Here is an 18,968-nt window from a genome sequence, read left to right as displayed (position 1 = left end):
GAATTGCGCCCCGCGCGGGCTTCACCGGCTCAGAGCCTGCGCAACAGGACTTTCTCTGCCTCGACCAACAGCAGCACAAGCACGCCGAACAGCAGGATTCTGACCCACTCATCCATCCCCAGCGCCTCGGTACCAAAAAGGACCTGCATCGCCGGCAGGTAAGTGAACAGCGCCTGGCAAATCAGCAGCAAGGCAATGGCATACAGCACGTAGCGATTACCGAAGAATCCCTCGCGATTGAGGATGGATCCGTAAAAGCTGCGCACATTGAACAGATAGAACACTTCGCCGATCAGGATCGCATTGACGGTCACCGTTCGTGCCGCCTCCAGCCCGGCACCACGGTTCAGCTCCCACAGGAACAGCCCCATCCCGCCCGCGACCAGCAATACGCCAACGAACACGATACGCCATACCAGGAAGCGGGTCAGCAGGGGTTCCATCGGATTGCGCGGCGGGCGCTGCATGATGTCGCGCTCGGGCGCCTCGAAGGCGAGCGCAAGCGAGAGCGTCACCGCCGTAATCATGTTGACCCACAGGATCTGCGCCGGCGTGATCGGCATTGTCAGTCCGAACAGCACGGCAGCGAGCACCATCGCGCCCTGGCCGATATTGGTGGGCAGGATGAACACGATGGCCTTCTTGAGGTTGTCGTATACCCGCCGCCCCTCCTCCACCGCCGCGGCCACCGACGCAAAGTTATCATCGGCAAGGACCATCTCGGCCGCCTCCTTGGCCGCCTCCGTGCCCTTGCGCCCCATTGCCACACCCACGTCGGCGCGCTTGAGCGCGGGCGCATCGTTGACGCCGTCCCCGGTCATCGAGACCACCTCGCCCTGCGCCTGCAGTGCCTTCACCAGCCGCAACTTGTGCTCGGGGCTGGCGCGGGCAAAGATATCGACGTCGCCAACCACGCCTGCAAGCTGCGCATCGTCGAGCGCTTCGATTTCGGCCCCGGTGATGGCCCGTTGCGCCGACGCCAGACCGAGCTGCTGACCGATCGCGCGTGCGGTGACAGCATGATCCCCGGTGATCATCTTCACGCGGATACCGGCCGACAGGCAATGCGCGACTGCCTGCACCGCCTCTTCGCGCGGCGGGTCGGTCAGGCCAAGGATTGCGAGCAGGGTGAAACCACCGGGCTCAACATCGTCGAAGTCGAGCGCAGTCCGACGCTCCGTGTCATGGCGTTCAGCGATTGCCAGCAGGCGCATGCCCTGGGCCGCAGCCCGCTCCATGCCGGCATGCCAGTACTCGGGCTGCAAGGGGGCGTCGAGTTCGCCTTCGCGCTGCGTTGAACACAATGACAGCACGCGCTCTGGCGCCCCCTTGAGCAGGATCAGTCCGCCGCCACGATGATCGTGGTGCAGGGTCGCCATGAAGCGGTGCTCGGACTCGAAGGGGATCGCATCGACCCGCGGCATGGCCTCGTTCTCGAACGCCGCATCAAGACCGGCCTTGGCGGCGAGCGTCAGCAGGGCCCCCTCGGTCGGATCGCCAACCAGACTCCACACCTCGCCATCCAGCGCCAGCGTGGCGTCATTGCACAGCAACGACGCGCGGCCAATACGCTGCAACGCCGGAGACGCAAGCGCGTCGATCTCCTCGGCACCGCGGCTGAAGCCGCCGTGGGGCGCATAGCCCGCCCCGGAAACGGCCAGCGCCCCGTCCGCGATCAGCACCTGCTGCACAGTCATCTCGTTGCGCGTCAGGGTGCCGGTCTTGTCGGTGCAGATTACCGTGACCGAGCCCAGGGCCTCGACCGCGGGCAGGCGCCGGATGATGGCATTGCGCCGAGCCATCGCCTGCACACCAATTGCCAGCGTGATCGTCATGATTGCCGGCAGTCCTTCCGGGATTGCCGCGACGGCAAGGCCGACCGCCGCAAGAAACATCTCCCCCGACGGATAACCCCGCACCAGAACACCAAAGGCGTAGGTGACGCTTGCGATGGCCAGGATGGCCCACGTCAGCACACGCCCGAAGCCGGCCAGCTGCCGCAGCAGCGGCGTGCTGAGCGACTCCACCTCGTTGAGCATCGCGCTGATGCGGCCGATCTCGGTTCGGCTCGCGGTCTCCACCACCAGCCCGACCGCCTGGCCGTAGATCACCAGCGTACCGGAATAGGCCATGCACGCGCGATCACCGAGCGCGGCGTCCGCAGTCACCGCCTCGGTGCGTTTCTCGACCGCCAGCGACTCGCCGGTCAGCGCAGCCTCCTCAATCCGCAGGCTGCGTACCTCAAGCAGGCGCAGGTCGGCCGGCACCTTGTCACCCGACACCAGAAAGACGATGTCTCCCGGGACCAGTGTGTCTGCCATCACTTCCTGCCGGTGCCCGTCGCGCAGCACCTGAGCATGCAGCGAGAGCATGTTGCGAATCGCATCCAGCGCGCGCTCGGCCTTGCCCTCCTGAATGAAACCGATGATGGCATTGATCACCACCACGCCGAAGATCACCCCGGCGTCGACCGCATGCCCCAGCGTCGCGGTAACGACGCCGGCTGCAAGCAACACATAGATCAGCACATTGTGGAACTGGAGCAGAAAACGCAGCCACGGACCGCGTCGCTGCGGTGGTGGCAGTGCATTCGGCCCGAAGCGGGACCGGCGCACTTCAAGTTCGGCAGCGCTCAGACCGGTGCGCCGGCACGCTTTCAGTCGCTCAATTGCATCGGAGGCCGAACTGGCGTGCCATTCAGCCTGCGCGCCACCCGGTTCATGTTCAAATCTGGCATTCATTTGCGGACACCTGGATCAGGTTCGGAAACACTGCATACATGCTTGCACATATCTACATGCAATGACGGCTTTGGTTCCCTTGAAACACGTGCTGACGTGCAAATGGGCGTTGGGGAGTGCGCCCGGATCATCCGGCTTGATATAGCGCATTGCCATCGCTTCGACACTGGCGGAAACTTGAGTCATTCGTTTTCCGGAGGGATGTGCCATGACGCCAGAGTCGGTTCACGACATCCGCAACCTCAGCCTGCTCGGCCACGCCGGCTGCGGCAAGACCTCATTGCTCGAAGCGCTGCTCGCAGCGTCCGGCGCAGTTCCGAGCGGTGGCAGTGTGGCACGTGGCGACACCGTTTCCGACCACGACCCGCAGGAAAAGGCCATGGGGCATTCGCTGGCCGCAAGCCTGACCCATCTCGAATGGTCGAGCCACTGGATCAACCTGCTCGACACGCCGGGGCTGCCCGATCTTGCCGGACGCGCACTCGCCACCCTGCCTGCGGTCGAAACGGCGGCAATCGTGGTTCATGCGGCGACCGGGATCGAAAGTGGAACGCGCCGCATGATGGCGGCTGCAGCGGGAAAATGTCGCATGATCGTGGTGAACGCCATCGACGCGGCCGGCGCCGACTTTGCAGCGCTCACCGCTTCCATCGCCGACGAATTCGGCAGCGAGTGCCTGCCGATCAACCTGCCCTCGGCCGACGGCAGTTCCGTTGTCGATTGCTTTTTCGCGCCCGACGCTTCGCTTGCGACCGCATTCTCGACGCCCGCAGCCGCGCACGACGCAATCGTCGATCAGGTCATTGAGCTCGACGAAGCGCTTATGGCGCGCTATCTCGAACAGGGCGAAGCACTCGACCCCGAGCAGCTGCACGCCCCCTTCGAACAGGCATTGCGCGAAGGCCATCTGATTCCGGTCTGTTTCGTGTCGGCCCGAACGGGCGCCGGGGTCAGCGAGCTCCTCGATATCCTGGGGCGGCTGATGCCCGACCCGACCGAGGGCAACCCGCCCCGCTTCATCAAGGGCGAAGGGCCGGCGGCCATCGCCGTCAGCACCGAGCCCGATCCGGCACGACACGTCCTGGCCCATGTATTTCAGATCAGTAACGACCCCTACCGCGGCAAGATCGCACTTTTCCGCGTTCATCAGGGAACGGTCGAGCCCGGCAGCGCGCTGTTCATCGGCGATGCGCGCAAACCCTTCAAGGTCGCCCACCTCCTGCGCCTGCAGGGACGCAACGTAACCGAAACCGCGCACGCAGTACCGGGCGACCTGTGCGCCGTCTCGCGCGTCGACGACCTCCATCGCGATGCCGTCCTGCACGACTCGCACGACGAGGACCAGTTCCACCTCGAACTGCCGGCCTATCCGCAACCCGTGTTCGGCCTGGCGCTGATCGCACGCAAACCGGCTGACGAACACAAGCTGGCCGAGGCCCTGGTGCGCCTGACCGACGAGGATCCCTGCCTGGAGGTGAGCTACGACGCGCGCGGACACCACACGGTCGTGCGCGGGCTGGGCGAGCAGCACCTCAAGATCGTGCTCGATCAGCTCGCCAGTCGCTGGAACCTGCAGCTCGACACCGCCCCGCCGGCAATTCCGTACCGCGAAACCATCTCCGCGAAGGCAGAGGCGCGTTACCGTCACAAGAAGCAGAGCGGCGGTTCGGGGCAGTTCGGCGAAGTTGCCCTGCGCGTCGAGCCGCTGTCCCGCGGCGAGGGCCTGCAGCTGGCCGACGAAGTAAAGGGCGGCGCCATTCCGACGCATTTCATGCCCGCGGTCGAAAAGGGCGTCCGTCAGGCGCTGGCCGAAGGTGCCGTGGCAGGCTTCCCGATCCACGACCTGCGCGTAATCGTGACCGACGGCAAGCACCATGCGGTGGATTCGAACGAGATCTCGTTTTCCACCGCGGCGCGTCACGCCCTGACCGAAGCCGTGCTCGCCGCCCGCCCGCAGATCCTCGAGCCCATGCTCGAGATCACGGTGAAGGTGGCTGACGACCGTTTTGGCGAGGTCAGCGCCGAGCTTGCCGGGCGTCGCGGCCACCTCACCGCCACCGACAGTCCCGCGAGCGGCTGGACCATGATCTCGGCACGTGTGCCGATGGCCAGCATGGATGGGTTTGAAGCGCGGCTGAAAGCAATTTGCGCAGGCGAGAGCGAATTCATGATCGAAGCCGGCGGCTACGAGCCTGCCGCGGCCGAAACACAGGCACAATTGCGCCGGGAACACAGCGCGCAGTAGTCCCGATGCAAGGCCGGCGCGGCTTGCGGGTCACGCCGGCGAATTCATTGACCCGGCATGCCTGGTTGCCAGAAAAAACCTGAGTCGCGACCCGAAACGCAATGGAACTGTCCGAACGTCACCTCACCTACTGGCGGCGCAACCTGATGCTGACCGGCACCCTGCTGGCCATCTGGTTCGTCGGCACCTTCGTCGCCGGCTACTACGCTGAAGAACTCAACACCCTGAGCTTTATGGGTTTTCCGCTCGGATTCTACGTCTTCGCACAGGGCTCGCTGATCGCCTATCTCGTGATCATCGGCATCTACGTGCGGGTCATGAACCGGATGGACCGCCGCTACGGCGTGTCCGAACGCCGCTCCTGAGCCCGCCCCGGCCGGCCTGCTTGCCGAGCCACGAACCTGCCTCCGCAAGACATGAATCTCAAGCCCGAAACATTGCGGCAGGTGCTTACTGCCCCGGCTTTTCTGCGGCGGATGCAGGCTTGCCGCGCTTCTTGATCACCATCGGATGCGCTTGCCGGCTGAGGATGAAGTCGGCGAAGAACTTGCACCAGATCGTGCTGCCAGCAACTGCGCTCCAGGTCTCGTAGTCAGGCGCAGTTCCGCCAACGCCAAACGCGACATACAAAACAACCCAGCCGACGATGAAAATGATGACGCCGGCGCCAATCAGGTTGATCGCTGCTGCATAGGGTGCGTACTTTTCAGGATTGGGTGGTGCCTCGCCACGCTTGAGCGCAACCTCGGAAAAATCCCGCTTGAAGACGATGCGCCACGCACGTCTCATCCAGAAGAAAGTGATAGGAAACAAGGCCAGGAAAAGAATCCAGGTAATGGCAACACTAATAGTCATCAGGCACTCCTCTTATACAGGCTTGCAGACACACCGAAATTGCCTGCAAGGTGCCACAAAACAAAAAACCCTACCATTGAATCCGGCAGGGTTTTACCTGCATCGCGCGCCTCGCTGGGAGCCACGCGATGCAGACTAACTACATGCGTGCTTAGTGCGCGCCGTCGACCGCCTTGGAACCGCGGGGGATACGAACGCTTTCGACCAGAGCCTGGATGTGCTCGGGCGGCTCTTTCGTAACCTTATCGACCATGAAGGCAACTGCGAAGTTCACCAGTGCGCCGATTGCACCGAACGCTTCCGGCGTGATGCCGAAGAAGGAGTTCGGGCCGCCGATCATGTCGGTGAATTCAGTACCCTTGATGAAGAAGATACCCTTGTGAGCGAACACGTAGAACAGGGTGACGAGCAGACCGGAAAGCATGCCGGCAATGGCGCCTTCCTTGTTCATCTTCTTCGAGAAGATACCCATCATGATGGCCGGGAACAGCGAGCTACCAGCAATACCGAAGGCCAGAGCCACGGTACCGGCGGCGAAGCCCGGGGGGTTCAGACCGAGATAACCGGCCAGAACAATCGCGAAAGCCATGGCGATCTTGCCCACGAGCAGTTCGTTCTTGTCCGAGATATCCGGATTGATCACGTTCTTCACCAGGTCATGCGACACGGCGGACGAGATGGCCATCAGCAGACCGGCAGCCGTGGAGAGCGCAGCAGCCAGACCACCGGCAGCGATCAGTGCGATCACCCAGTTGGGCAGCAGTGCGATTTCCGGGTTGGCCAGCACGATGATGTCGGGGTTGACCGTCAGCTCGTTGCCCTTCCAGCCTGCAGCTTCAGCCTTGGCCTTGGATTCGGCGTTGGCAGTCGGCTTGTCGTTGTAGTACTGGATGCGACCGTCGCCGTTCTTGTCTTCGAAGGCCAGCAGACCGGTTTGCTCCCAACGCTTCATCCAGGCCGGACGCTTTTCAGCTTCGAGGCTGGCTTCGGCAGCGTACAGATCACCACCCGTCGCAACAGCGGAGTTCACCGTGGCGTGGAGGTTGTACTTGGCCATGGCGGCAACGCCAGGTGCAGTCGTGTACAGCAGGGCAATGAAGACCAGCGCCCAACCAGCAGACGAACGTGCATCCTTGACCTTCGGCACGGTGAAGAAGCGAACGATCACGTGCGGCAGGCCTGCGGTACCGATCATCAGCGACACGGTGTAGACAAACATGTTCAGCGTGCTGCCCGGAACAGAGGTCGTGTATTCACCGAAGCCGAGATCCGTTACCACTTGGTCAAGACGTGCCAGCAGGGTCGTGTCGGTACCGACCAGCGTGCCACCCAGGCCAAGTTGCGGCAGAATGTTGCCCGTCAGCTGCAGCGAGATGAACAGCGCCGGAACCGTGTAGGCCAGGATCAGAACAACGTACTGGGCTACCTGGGTGTAGGTAATGCCTTTCATGCCGCCGAACACGGCATACATGAACACAATGCCCATACCGATGTAGATACCGGTGTCGTTGGTCACGCCGAGGAAGCGCGAGAAGGCCACACCCACACCCGTCATCTGACCGATAACGTAGGTGATGGAAGCGGTCAGCAGGCAGACCACCGCAACAGTACTGGCAGACTTCGAGTAGAAGCGATCGCCAATGAACTGGGGCACGGTGAATTTGCCGAACTTGCGCAGGTACGGAGCAAGCAGCATCGCCAGCAGAACGTAGCCGCCGGTCCATCCCATCAGGAACAGACCGCCGCCGTAGCCCATGTTGGAGATGAGGCCGGCCATTGAGATGAAGGACGCTGCAGACATCCAGTCAGCGCCGGTTGCCATGCCGTTTGCAATCGGGTGAACACCGCCGCCCGCGACATAGAACTCGCTGGTGCTACCGGCACGCGCCCAGATGGCGATACCGATGTACAGCGCAAAGCTTGCGCCGACCACCACGTAGGTAATTGTTTGAAGATCCATGTGTCCGCCCCTCAGTCTTCGTGAACGTCAAATTGCTTGTCGAGGTCACCCATCTTCTTCGCATAGTAGAAAATGAGGACGACGAACACATAAATCGACCCTTGCTGCGCGAACCAGAATCCCAACGGGTAGCCACCAAGGTGGATGTTGTTGAGCATCGGCGCGAAGAGAATGCCGGCGCCGAACGAAACCAAGAACCAGATGATCAGGATCTTGGTTAACAGCGCCAGCGTAGCCTTCCAATAGGCTGAACTGTTGTTTTCCATACTGTCTCCTCTCGATGATTGTTGCCTGCCTTGCGACCGGAGCGGCCGAAATCAGGCCAGCCGACAAAACTGCAGGGGGATTATATGAATGCGGATCTTACTTCTGGCTTACAAAGTGACACTTCTTAGTCAGTTTTGGCGAACTGCCATTCGCAAATCGCCATCCAGCCAAGGCTGAAAAGGGCGAAATCCCTGCGCCCTGCGCCCTGATTGCCGCGTAATATTCAATCACGCCGGCCACGGCGCTTACAGGAAAACGCCGATGCACTGACGCCCCCTCCGGTGCTAGGCTTGCGGCAATATTTTTCCGGCTCGGGAGCCATGATGTACAAACATATTCTGGTTGCAATCGACGATAGCGAGACCTCGGCCAAAGCCCTCGATGAAGCCATCGCGCTGGCGCGACTGCACGACGCGATACTGGAGATTGCGCACGCTGTGGATGAGTCCATGCTGCAGGCGTTTTCGAATCACGGCGTGACGCTGGTGGACCACGGCAAGATGCAGGACGCCCTGCTCGAAGGCGGACGCGAGACCCTGAAGGCTGCGATGGAGGCGGCACGTGCGGCCGGTCTGACGCCGCGCGAGCGCTTTCTCGCCGCAGAAGACCTGCATGCTGCGGACCAGATCGCACAGGCGGTCGAAAAATCCGGCGCCGACCTGCTGGTCGTGGGCTCGCACGGCCGCCGCGGCTTCCGTCGCATGCTGCTCGGCAGCGTGGCCGAAAACCTGGTGCGCAAGGTTCACGTGTCGGTGCTGATCGTGCGCGGCGAACACTGACCCCTGCCCCCATCCGGCATAAAAAACCCCCGCCATCCGAAAGGATGCGGGGTTTTTTTACTTTGCAGCACGCCTTATCCCGGCCACGACAGGCCGGCGCAGAATTACATGCGTTCGATCATTGCGTCGCCAAAAGCAGAGCAGCTGACTTCGGTTGCACCGTCCATCAGACGCGCAAAGTCGTAGGTTACGACCTTGTCGCCAATCGCTGCTTCCATCGACTTGATCACCAGATCAGCCGCTTCAGTCCAGCCCAGATGGCGCAGCATCATTTCGGCGGACAGGATCAGCGAACCGGGGTTCACCTTGTCCAGGCCGGCATACTTGGGCGCGGTGCCGTGGGTTGCCTCGAAGCAGGCGTACTGGTCCGAGATGTTCGCCCCCGGCGCAATGCCGATGCCACCCACCTGTGCTGCGAGCGCATCGGAGATGTAGTCGCCGTTGAGGTTGCAGCAGGCAATCACGTCGTATTCGCCCGGACGCAGCAGAATCTGCTGCAGGAAGGCGTCCGCGATCGCGTCCTTCACGATGATCTCGCGGCCCGTTTTCGGGTTCTTGAAACTGCACCACGGACCACCGTCGATCGGCGCCGCACCGAACTCGGTCTTTGCCAGCTCGTAGGCCCAGTCACGGAAGCCACCCTCGGTGTACTTCATGATGTTGCCCTTGTGCACGATGGTGACGCTTCTGCGGTCGTTGTCGATCGCGTACTTGATCGCTGCGCGCACCAGTCGGGTCGTCCCCTCCTTCGAGACCGGCTTGATGCCGATGCCCGAGGTATTCGGGAAGCGGATCTTGGTCACGCCCATCTCTTCGGTCAGGAACTTGATGACCTTCTTCGCCCCTTCGGACTCGGCCTGCCACTCGATGCCGGCATAGATGTCCTCGGTGTTCTCGCGGAAGATCACCATGTCGGTCTTGGTGGGGTCCTTCAGCGGCGAGGGGACGCCCTTGAAGTAGCGCACCGGGCGCACGCACTGGTACAGGTCAAGCTCCTGGCGCAGCGCCACGTTCAGCGAGCGGATGCCGCCACCGACGGGCGTCGTCATCGGCCCCTTGATCGACACCGAGAATTCCTTGAGCGCATCGAAGGTTTCCTTCGACAGCCATTCGTCGGGACCGTAGATCTGGGTGGACTTCTCGCCGGCGAAGACCTCCATCCAGTGAATCTTCTTCTTGCCGCCGTAGGCCTTGTCGACGGCGGCGTCGATCACCTTGATCATGACTGGCGTGATGTCCACGCCAATGCCATCACCTTCGATGAACGGGATGATCGGATTGTCCGGGACCGGCTGCCCCGGTACGATTTTCTGGCCACCGGTGGGTACCGTGATTTTGGATTCACTCATTGCTGCTCCCTCACTGGATTCTGATTGACCTTTAGAAGGGTGCGACTGTCATCGACAGCCGGGACGAAGAGGCTTGTCTCTGGAGCCAGATCGCCACGCCACCGGAAAATGATTATCGCCCATATCCGGCGCGTCCGAAACAAGGCATCCCGCTCGCACAGGGGCGCAAATGATAAAATCCCGACCAGCCCCGAGCACCATCCGGGCAATCGCAAACGAGTCCTGACGGAGGCGCGAGAGGATGGATGCACCCATGGGAGAGAATCCGGTTGCTCAGGCGATTGCGCAGACCCTGATCGAAGGCTTCAACAAGCACTACCGGATCTTTCGCGACACATCCCGACGCGCAAAAGAGTACTTCGAGTCGGGCGAATGGCAGGCACAGCTCGACGCGGTGCGCGAGCGCGTGCAGTTTTACGACGACCGGGTGAACGAAACCGTTGCCCGCCTGCACGGGGAGTTCGACGCCGACTCGCTGGACGACACCACCTGGCAGCAGGTCAAACTCCACTTCATCGGCATGCTGATCCGGCACAAGCAGCCCGAGCTCGCCGAAACCTTTTTCAACTCGGTGTGCTGCAAGATCCTGCATCGCACCTACTTCAACAACGATTACATCTTCGCGCGACCCGCAAGTTCGACCGAATACATCGACTCCTACCCGCCGGTGTACTCCAGTTACTACCCGCAGGAAGCCGGGCTGCGCGCTACGGTAAGGAACATCATCGAAGACTTCGACTGGCAGCGCCCGTTCGAGGATCTCGAACGCGATGTCGACTTCATCGTGCGCACCACGCAAGCGCATCTGGCGTCCTGGCCCGAGATGGAGGTCAACTGCCAGATCCAGGTCCTGTACTCGGCCTTCTATCGCAACAAGACGGCCTACATCATCGGCAAGGCCATCAACGGCTATCAGGAATACCCGTTTACGCTGGCGGTGCGCCATACGCCGTCGGGAAAGCTTTTCATCGACACCCTGCTGCTCGATCCGTGGCGCATCTCGGTGCTTTTTTCGCTGTCGCGCGCCTACTTCATGGTCGAAATGGAAGTGCCCTCGGGTTACGTCCAGTTTCTGCGCTCGATCATGCCCAACAAGCCGCGCAGCGAGATCTACACCATGCTTGGCCTCGGCAAGCAGGGCAAGACGATGTTCTTCCGCGATCTCGTCTCGCACCTGCGCCACTCGAACGACCAGTTCAGCATCGCGCCAGGCATTCGCGGCCTGGTGATGCTGGTGTTTACGCTGCCGTCCTACCCTTACGTGTTCAAGATCATCAAGGACGTGTTCGGGGCGTCGAAAAACATGGACCGCGCCACCGTCAAGCGCAAGTACCTGATGGTGAAGCATGTCGACCGGGTTGGTCGCATGGCCGACACGCTGGAGTTTTCCTACGCCGCACTGCCGCTGTCGCGCTTCCATCCAGACCTGCTCGAAGAGCTAAGCCGTCTGGCACCGACCTCGTTCGAGCTCGATGGCGATTCGGTGGTCATCAAGCACCTTTACATCGAACGCCGGATGACACCGCTCAACATCCATCTCGAGCATGCCAGCGACGAAGGCGTGGAACACGCGGTGCGCGAGTACGGCAACGCGATTCGCGAGATGGCGATCGCCAACATTTTCCCGGGCGACATGCTGTGGAAGAACTTCGGCGTCACGCGCTACGGCCGCGTGGTCTTCTATGACTACGACGAGATCGAGTACATGACGGACATGAACTTCCGCGCCATCCCGCCAGCCCCCTATGAGGAAATGGAGATGGCGGCCGAGCCCTGGTACTCGACCGCCCCCATGGATGTATTCCCCGAGGAGTTCGCCACCTTCCTGCTCGGTACGCCCCGCATTCGGAAAGCCTTTCTGAAGCATCACCGCGACCTGCTGGCGCCGGACTTCTGGCGCAAGGCACAGGACAGCATTCGCAGCGGCCATGTGGAAGACTTCTTCCCCTACCCGCAGGAGTTGCGCTTCTGCAATCTCTACCCGGCGCAGGCAGAACAGGCCCCGGAAACGCACACCGACTGAGCATGGCAATACCGGGCAGACGCACTGCCCTGCCCGGTATCCGGTTCAGCTCGGTCGGCGTAATGCACCGCTTGCCACACGCCCGACGGACGGCAGCGCGCCGCCCGTCCTCCCGAGGCTCAGACCGCCACGCCCGGATTGTCGTCCATGCCCTTGAGCGAGGGCAGGTTCAGCGGGCGCTGCGAAATGACCTTCTGCGCCCGCAGGTAGTTGGCCACCACATCCCATACCGCAGGCCCGGAATCCTTTGCGGCCTCCGACACCGGCGCCCAGCCCGCCACCTTGTAGGTCTTGCCGGGCTCGATGCGCTTGCCCTTGAGCATCATGTTGTCGATGCGCTTGCCCATCCCGGCGTTCGGATCGCAGCTGTACTGCAGGCCGCCGACGCGCACCATGTCGCCCCCTTGCTGATAGTAGGGATCGGGGTTGAACAGGTTGTCGGCCACGTCCTCGAGCACGGTCTTGATCATCTCGCCGCTCATGTCGGTCACCGTCGTCCACGGATAGGTGATCGCGGTCTGGTCGAGCAGGTGTTCCATGGTGATGGTGTCGCCCGGCAGCAGCGAGGTGCCCCAGCGGAACCCGGGCGAAAACGCGATCTCGGCGTCTTTTTCCGCGATCAGCGCATCGACCAGCAACTGGTCCCAGGAACCGTTGAAATTGCCCCGCCGATAGAGCATGCCTTCGGTCACCGCGAGCTTTTCCGAGAGCTTCTCGATGAACGGTGCGCGCACCTTGTCGATGAAGCCGGCCATCTCCTTGTCGGCGGGCAGCATGTTCGCGAACACAGGGAGCAGCTTGTAGCGGAAATCCACCACCTTGCCGCCCCGGACGTCGAAATCCATCACCCCGAGGAACTTGCCGTTGGAGCCCGCATTGGTCACCAGGGTCTTGCCACCGGGGTTGGTCACCACGGTCGGCGCCGGCATGCCATCGTGCGTGTGTCCGCCGAAGATCGCATCGATCCCGGTCACGCGGCCAGCGAGCTTGAGGTCGACGTCCATGCCATTGTGCGAGAGCACGACGACCACCTGCGCGCCTTCTGCGCGGGCGGCATCGACCGCCTCCTGCATGCCCTGCTCCTGGATGCCGAAGCTCCAGTTCGGTGTCATCCAGCGCGGATTCGCGATCGGCGTGTAGGGGAAGGCCTGCCCGACGATGGCCACCGGAACGCCGTTGATGTTCTTGATCACGTAGGGCTTGAACACCGGGTCTTCGAAGTCGGTGGTGCGCACGTTCTGCGCCACGATGTCGATCTTGCCGGCGAAGTCCTTCTCCTCGATTTCCTTCACCCGGTCGGCACCGTACGTGGACTCCCAGTGCAGCGTCATCACGTCCACACCGAGCAGCTTGCACGCATCGACCATGTCCTGAGCATTGGTCCACAAGGCCGTGCCCGAACCCTGCCAGGTGTCGCCGCCGTCGAGCAGCAAGGCACCGGGACGGCTGGCTTTCATCTTCTTGACCAGCGTGGACAGGTGGGCAAAACCACCGACCTTGCCGTAGGTCTTCGCGGCCTCGACGAAGTCGATGTAGGTGAAGGCATGCGCCTCGATGCTGCCCGGCTTGATGCCGAAGTTCTTTAGAAAACCGTTGCCGACGACATGCGGCGCCTGGCCGTGCATGCTGCCCACGCCAAGATTGACGTTGGGCTCGCGGAAGTAGATCGGCAGCAGTTGCGCGTGACAGTCTGTCATGTGCAGCAGGCTGACGTTGCCGAAGGGCGGCAGGTCGTAGAGCGCTTCGGCCGCCTTCTCGGCACGCGCAAAGTTCGAGTGCAGCGTCATGCCCCCGGCCGCCGCCACGGCGAGCACCTGCATGAATTCACGACGATTCATCGACATGGATGATTCCTTTGAGAGGGTTCGAGCCGACCGCGCAGGCCCGGGCGCAAGCCTTGCTCGAGATAAAATAAGGGCCCGGGGCCGAGGCCGCGGGCCCTGCTCCGTACCGCTCGTGACCGGTGCTTACTGGTTGACCGGTGAGGCCGGATCGAAAAGGTAGGCCATCACGTGGCGAATCTGCTCTTCGGTCAGGATGCCGCCGTAGCCGTTACGCGGCATGTCGCTGCACGCGTTGTAGGCCTTGGAGTTCCACAGCTTGCCCCAGGTGTACTTGACGATCTCTTCCGAGTTGCCGCGGATTTTGGCGTAGCCCTCGAGACTGACGCCGATGGTGCCTTCGGACACCTCTTTCGGGTCCATCGCGTGACAGTTGTAGCAGCCACCACCGTTGTTGTCGGGCGTCTTGTCGGTCCACGTGAGGCCGCGACCGCTGGCCGCAATCTTCTGCCCTTCCTTCCAGTCGCCACCCGTGTAGTTACCGTCGGACGGCCACTTGATCGTCTTCATCTCGGCGGCTTCGAGCCGCTTCATGGTCTCCGCGTCGAGCGGCGTCAGGCTGGAGCAAGCCTTCTGGATCGCATCCTGCTTCTGGCGATCGAGTGAAGCGATGCCGCTGGCCTTGAACGAGCTCACCATCATCTGCTCGACCTTGCCTTGAATCTCGTCGGCGTGGGCGAACGATGCGGCAAGCACGAGCGGGAGCGCACAGATCAGTTTCTTCATGTCATGTCCTCCTTAGCGCTTCACACCGGGCCACTGGGCCGCGGCACCGTTACCCTTGCCCGCCATGAACACCGACAGGGCAATCGTCACATCCGAAGCGAACACCGGCTCGGCCGTGCGTTGCTGGCGGAAGCAGTCCCACAGGCGGTGCTGCATGGTCCAGAACTGCGAGTTGGACACACGATAGGCCGGCCACGAGCCCCAGCCCGCCGCTGCGCCCTCGGGTTTGGTGATGTTGGGCAGCGACGTCGCACGGATGCGCTTGTCGTCCTGGCTATGGCAGGTGGAGCAGGCAAAATCCATCGAACCGGTGCGGTAGAAGAAGGCACGCTCGCCCATGTCGTACATCGCTTTCATCTTGGGATGCGACAGGTCGACCGCGATCGGCTTGCCCTTCGAGTGCGTGACAACGTAGGCCACCAGCGCTGCAAGCTTGCCGCGCTCACCTTGCAGGAACTTGCCGTTGATGATCTCGGCCGACGGGATGCCCTGCTGGGTTTCCATGCAGTGCATCAGCCGCGACTCGAGATCCTGCACCTTGCCGGTGTCATCGAAGTAGCGCGGCAACTGCGCCGCGGCGCCCTCGACCACACCCGGCCCGAGGCCGAGGTTACACTGCTCGAGCGTCGCGTTCTTGGGCCCGCGTGCGGTGCGCCAGAGCTCTTCGCCCTCCATTTCGTAAAGCTCGGCCGGATTACCGTCGGCGAGCATTTCACGATAGGCGTCGAAGTTCAGCTCCTCGTTCGCCGACGCCAGCGGGCTGGTCAGCATCACGGCAGCGCCGAGCGCGGTGAACATGAATTGTTTTCTCATCGTCTCTCCTCCTGGGACCTTTCGTTAAGACCCCTGCTTGTGGGCGCACCGGCGTGATCGCCGGCACTGCCTGGGTCCGCACACCGCGCGCGGCCCCAGGCGAACGATCAGGAAATCTGCACTTCGTCAGTGCGGCTGTCGCCCTTGTTGTCCACCCAGCTCACCGCGACCTTGTCACCCTTGGCGCCGCCGTTGAACTTGAACGCCAGATAGGGGTTGGTGGACACCGAGGCGCCGAACTGGGCCGAGAGCACCACCTTGTCGTTGTGCTTGGCAGTCAGTTCGGTGATGAAGTGTGCCGGAATCACCGCGCCGGACGAGTCCTTGCGCTGGCCGGTTTCCATGACGTGCGACATCAGCACGCGTACTTCAGTCACGCCTTCCTTGGCTGCTGCGCGAATACGCATCGGATTTGCCATCGATATATCTCCTTGATTTCGTGACCGTGCTCAGCCGCCACAGCCGCCGAGCGTGACCTTGATTTCTTTCTTGGCCATGTAGTACTTGCCGTCGGCCTTGACCACCGCGTACACATCCGACGTCTGACCCATCTTGACCCGGGTCTGGACATCGGGAAGCGTACCTGCCGGAATATCGAAAGTCGCAGCCAGCATGTTCGGATTCTTCTCGATCATGATCGAGATCTGCTCGGTATTGGGAAGGTTGCTCACCACCCCGACCGGCACCACGGCGCCGTTCTCTGCGATATCGGGCGCGGTGATCTGGACATCGGCGCTTTCCGCCGGCTTGCCCGCACCCATGGCCGACATTGCAGTATCAAGCGTCTTGGCATCGAAAGCGCTCTTGTTCCAGGCAGCCTCGGCAAGTTCGGGCTTGATCAGACCGGCCGCAGCCAGCAGACCGAGCACGCCCAGACCGCCGCCCGCCTTCAGGGTCTCCCTGCGTTGATTGTTCATCCCGTCTCTCCTCATTGATTTATTACTGCGCTTTCGCGCCCTCCAGAATCCACTGGACGAGCTGTTTGATTTCCTCGTCCTTCACGTGGCCTTGCGGCGGCATTGGCACCGCCCCCCAGACACCCTGACCGCCCGCCTTGACCTTGGCCATCAGCTTCGCGCCAGCGTCGTCCTGATCCTTGTATTTTGCCGCAATTTCGACGTAGGCCGGGCCCACAATCTTGTTTGCGACGCCGTGACATGCCATGCATCCCTTCTCGCTGGCCAGCGCCAGCGCTGCCGCCGCTCCAGAAGGCGCGGCTGCCTCGGCGGCTGCACTCGGCTCACCGGTCGGCTTGCCACGGGTCTGACCCACGGAACGATTCTGCTCGGCGAGGTTGCCGTGTGCGTCCTGCGCATATTCAGGCAGTGACGACACGACCTGCACCTCTTTCTTGCAGTCCTTCATGCATGCAACGTTCTTCGTGTCCGGCTTGCCACCGTTTCCGATCCCGCCCTTGGCCGCCGACGCGCCCGGCCACATCCCATGATCGGTCGTCATCCCGTTGCGATTGGGCATGCGCTGCTGAACCTCGGCGATGTTCTGGTCGCTGAGCTCAAAGTCTGCAGGCACCACTTCGGCAAGGTTGAGCAGGTAGGCCACAACCGCGTACACCTCGTCGGGCTTGAGCGACTTTGGCGCGGTCCAGGGCATCGCCCGCTGAATGTAATCGAACAGCGTCGATACCGTGGGCACCTTCATCAGCGTGGTGCGTTGCGGAAACGACCCGGTAACGAGCGACTTTACGTGGCCCGTCTTGATGTCATCGCGTGTCGTTCCGCCCACAAGCGGCGTGAACACCTCGTTCGACTCGCCGAACGCCCCATGGCAACTGGCGCAGTGCGCTTCCCACACCTCGATGCCCTGATCAACCGTGCCCTTGCCCTTCGGCAAGCCGGTGAAGTCGGGGCGGACATCGATATCCCACGCCTTGAGCTCAGCTGGCGTCGCTGCGCGGCCAATGCCCTGATAACGATCGAAGGCCGCAGCAGGCGCGACCAGCCCGGCGGTCGCAGCGACAACGACGAGCACTGACAAAGTCTTAGAGAACCTGGACATTGCTCACCTCCCCCGATTCAACCACTTTCCACGACTGGATGGCATTGTTGTGATAGATGGACTTGGTGCCGCGTGCAGCGCGCAGCTGCCCGTAGCCCGGCTGCACGAAGCCGGTTTCGTCTACCGCGCGCGATTGCAGGATGGCGGGCTTGCCGTCCCACACCCAGTCGATATTGAAGCGGGTGACCGCCTTCGACAGTACCGGCGTCTCCAGGCGCGCCTGGCGCCAGTTGATGCCACCATCGGTCGACACGTCGACGCGGGTGACCTTGCCGCGGCCGGACCATGCCATGCCCGAAATGTTGTAGAAACCCTTGTCGAGCAGAAGCTGACCGCCGGAAGGCGTCGTGATGACGGACTTGCACTCCTGCACCGAGGTGTATTGCCGGTGCTGGCCGTCGGGCATCAGGTCCATGTAGTGCACTGCCTCGTCCTTTGTCGCCCAAGGCATGTCACCCACTTCGACGCGGCGCAGCCACTTGACCCAGCTCACGCCCTGCACGCCGGGCACCACCAGACGCAAGGGGTAGCCGTTCTCCGGGCGCAGCATTTCGCCGTTCATGCCGTAGGCCACCAGCACCTCGCCCGACTCGACCAGCTCCATCGGAATGGTGCGGGTCATCGATGAGCCGTCGGCCCCCTCGGCGAGGATGAAGCGCCCCTTCTTGTAGTCGGCGCCGCACATGTCGAGAATGGCCTTCAGCGGCACACCGGTAAATTCCGAACAGGACAGCATGCCATGGCTGTACTGCACCGTCGGCACCGCGACATTGCCCCACTCCATGCCGGTGTTCGCACCGCACTCGATGAAATGAACCCTCGACACCGACGGCAAGCGCATGATGTCGTCCATGGTGAACACCGAACTGGACTTCACCAGCCCGTTGATCATCAAGCGGTGCTTTGACGGATCGATGTCGTGCCAGCCCTGATGGTGACGCTCGAAATGCAGCCCTGACGGGGTAATGATTCCGAACAGCCCCTGCAGCGGCGTGAAGGCGACCGATGAGCCACCGACGCGGGTCAGGCCCGGGCTTTCGCGCCGCACCAGACCACGCTCGTACTTCGACGGCAGGCCATAGGGGTTTGCTGCCACCGGCAGCCCGAGGCTTGTAGACCACGGCGGCAGATTCAGGATCGCCGGATCCCCCTCGCCTGCCGCGCGCGCCACGGCAGGCGCCATCATCGCTGCGCTGGCGCCGATGAACGCCTTGCGCAAAAAGTCACGCCGCCCTTCCTTTACCGACTGAATGTCCTCGTCGGTCAGGAAGTTTTCTGGCGCGGGCCTCACCCGACCGAGCCGGAACTCACTGTTATCCATGCCTACGCTCCCCCTCTGCATTCGATCACTCG

The 18,968-nt window shown here is 62.3% G+C and carries 16 protein-coding genes; 4 read left to right on the top strand and 12 right to left on the bottom strand.

What is annotated here, in order from left to right; translation table 11 throughout:
- Positions 1-29: 29 nt before the first annotated feature.
- Positions 30-2,741 carry a cation-transporting P-type ATPase gene (locus AC22G6_RS02475; protein ID WP_487365467.1) on the bottom strand — a complete coding sequence of 904 codons (2,712 nt, stop codon included), beginning with the start codon at positions 2,739-2,741 and terminating at the stop codon, positions 30-32.
- Positions 2,742-2,949: 208 nt separating this feature from the next.
- Between AC22G6_RS02475 and fusA the strand changes: the two genes are divergently transcribed.
- Both fusA and AC22G6_RS02465 read left to right on the top strand, forming a co-directional pair.
- Positions 2,950-4,986: an elongation factor G gene (gene fusA, locus AC22G6_RS02470; protein WP_487365466.1), complete on the top strand. Its 2,037-nt coding sequence runs from the start codon at positions 2,950-2,952 to the stop codon at positions 4,984-4,986.
- A gap of 101 nt (positions 4,987-5,087) precedes the next feature.
- Entirely contained in the window at positions 5,088-5,351 is a 264-nt protein-coding gene (locus tag AC22G6_RS02465) for a DUF4212 domain-containing protein (RefSeq protein WP_487365465.1), read from the top strand.
- Between the two features lie 85 nt (positions 5,352-5,436).
- On the opposite strand, the gene AC22G6_RS02460 is transcribed toward AC22G6_RS02465, so the two are convergent.
- From AC22G6_RS02460 to AC22G6_RS02450, 3 genes are all read right to left on the bottom strand, one after another.
- Positions 5,437-5,841 carry a hypothetical protein gene (locus tag AC22G6_RS02460; protein ID WP_487365464.1) on the bottom strand — a complete coding sequence of 135 codons (405 nt, stop codon included), beginning with the start codon at positions 5,839-5,841 and terminating at the stop codon, positions 5,437-5,439.
- A gap of 151 nt (positions 5,842-5,992) precedes the next feature.
- Positions 5,993-7,801, bottom strand: coding sequence for a sodium:solute symporter family protein (locus AC22G6_RS02455; RefSeq protein ID WP_487365463.1), 1,809 nt, complete (start codon positions 7,799-7,801; stop codon positions 5,993-5,995).
- Between the two features lie 11 nt (positions 7,802-7,812).
- The gene (locus AC22G6_RS02450; protein WP_487365462.1) at positions 7,813-8,067 is read right to left on the bottom strand and encodes a DUF4212 domain-containing protein; all 255 of its coding nucleotides are present in this window, start codon (positions 8,065-8,067) and stop codon (positions 7,813-7,815) included.
- Positions 8,068-8,388: 321 nt separating this feature from the next.
- Between AC22G6_RS02450 and AC22G6_RS02445 the strand changes: the two genes are divergently transcribed.
- Complete coding sequence (locus AC22G6_RS02445; RefSeq protein WP_487365461.1) at positions 8,389-8,847, top strand: universal stress protein; 459 nt, start codon at positions 8,389-8,391, stop codon at positions 8,845-8,847.
- A 104-nt stretch (positions 8,848-8,951) separates the two neighbouring features.
- On the opposite strand, the gene icd is transcribed toward AC22G6_RS02445, so the two are convergent.
- Complete coding sequence (icd, locus tag AC22G6_RS02440) at positions 8,952-10,196, bottom strand: NADP-dependent isocitrate dehydrogenase (protein WP_108949172.1); 1,245 nt, start codon at positions 10,194-10,196, stop codon at positions 8,952-8,954.
- 241 nt (positions 10,197-10,437) lie between these two features.
- Between icd and aceK the strand changes: the two genes are divergently transcribed.
- Positions 10,438-12,219 (top strand): bifunctional isocitrate dehydrogenase kinase/phosphatase, encoded by a 1,782-nt coding sequence (gene aceK, locus AC22G6_RS02435; RefSeq protein ID WP_487365460.1) that lies wholly within the window; start codon positions 10,438-10,440, stop codon positions 12,217-12,219.
- Between the two features lie 119 nt (positions 12,220-12,338).
- On the opposite strand, the gene soxB is transcribed toward aceK, so the two are convergent.
- The 7 genes from soxB to soxC form a co-directional block, all read right to left on the bottom strand.
- On the bottom strand, positions 12,339-14,063 hold the full coding sequence (gene soxB / locus AC22G6_RS02430; protein WP_487365459.1) for a thiosulfohydrolase SoxB: 1,725 nt from the start codon (positions 14,061-14,063) through the stop codon (positions 12,339-12,341).
- 123 nt (positions 14,064-14,186) lie between these two features.
- Positions 14,187-14,786 carry a sulfur oxidation c-type cytochrome SoxX gene (soxX, locus tag AC22G6_RS02425; protein WP_487365458.1) on the bottom strand — a complete coding sequence of 200 codons (600 nt, stop codon included), beginning with the start codon at positions 14,784-14,786 and terminating at the stop codon, positions 14,187-14,189.
- A gap of 12 nt (positions 14,787-14,798) precedes the next feature.
- Positions 14,799-15,599, bottom strand: a complete 801-nt coding sequence (gene soxA / locus AC22G6_RS02420) for a sulfur oxidation c-type cytochrome SoxA (RefSeq protein WP_487365457.1) — start codon at positions 15,597-15,599, stop codon at positions 14,799-14,801.
- A gap of 107 nt (positions 15,600-15,706) precedes the next feature.
- Positions 15,707-16,018, bottom strand: a complete 312-nt coding sequence (soxZ, locus tag AC22G6_RS02415; RefSeq protein ID WP_199915261.1) for a thiosulfate oxidation carrier complex protein SoxZ — start codon at positions 16,016-16,018, stop codon at positions 15,707-15,709.
- A gap of 30 nt (positions 16,019-16,048) precedes the next feature.
- A complete protein-coding gene (gene soxY, locus AC22G6_RS02410; protein ID WP_487365456.1) occupies positions 16,049-16,516 on the bottom strand; it encodes a thiosulfate oxidation carrier protein SoxY in 468 nt (155 codons plus the stop codon).
- A 22-nt stretch (positions 16,517-16,538) separates the two neighbouring features.
- Positions 16,539-17,615, bottom strand: coding sequence for a c-type cytochrome (locus AC22G6_RS02405; RefSeq protein WP_487365455.1), 1,077 nt, complete (start codon positions 17,613-17,615; stop codon positions 16,539-16,541).
- Positions 17,599-18,936: a sulfite dehydrogenase gene (soxC, locus tag AC22G6_RS02400; RefSeq protein ID WP_487365454.1), complete on the bottom strand. Its 1,338-nt coding sequence runs from the start codon at positions 18,934-18,936 to the stop codon at positions 17,599-17,601. The genes AC22G6_RS02405 and soxC overlap by 17 nt, the downstream gene beginning before the upstream one ends.
- Positions 18,937-18,968: the final 32 nt, after the last annotated feature.

This window comes from Parazoarcus sp. PS-13 R2A, from assembly GCF_057621855.1.
The sequence above is the reverse complement of the archived record's forward strand: the minus strand, read 5'-3'. Positions and strand labels throughout refer to the sequence as shown.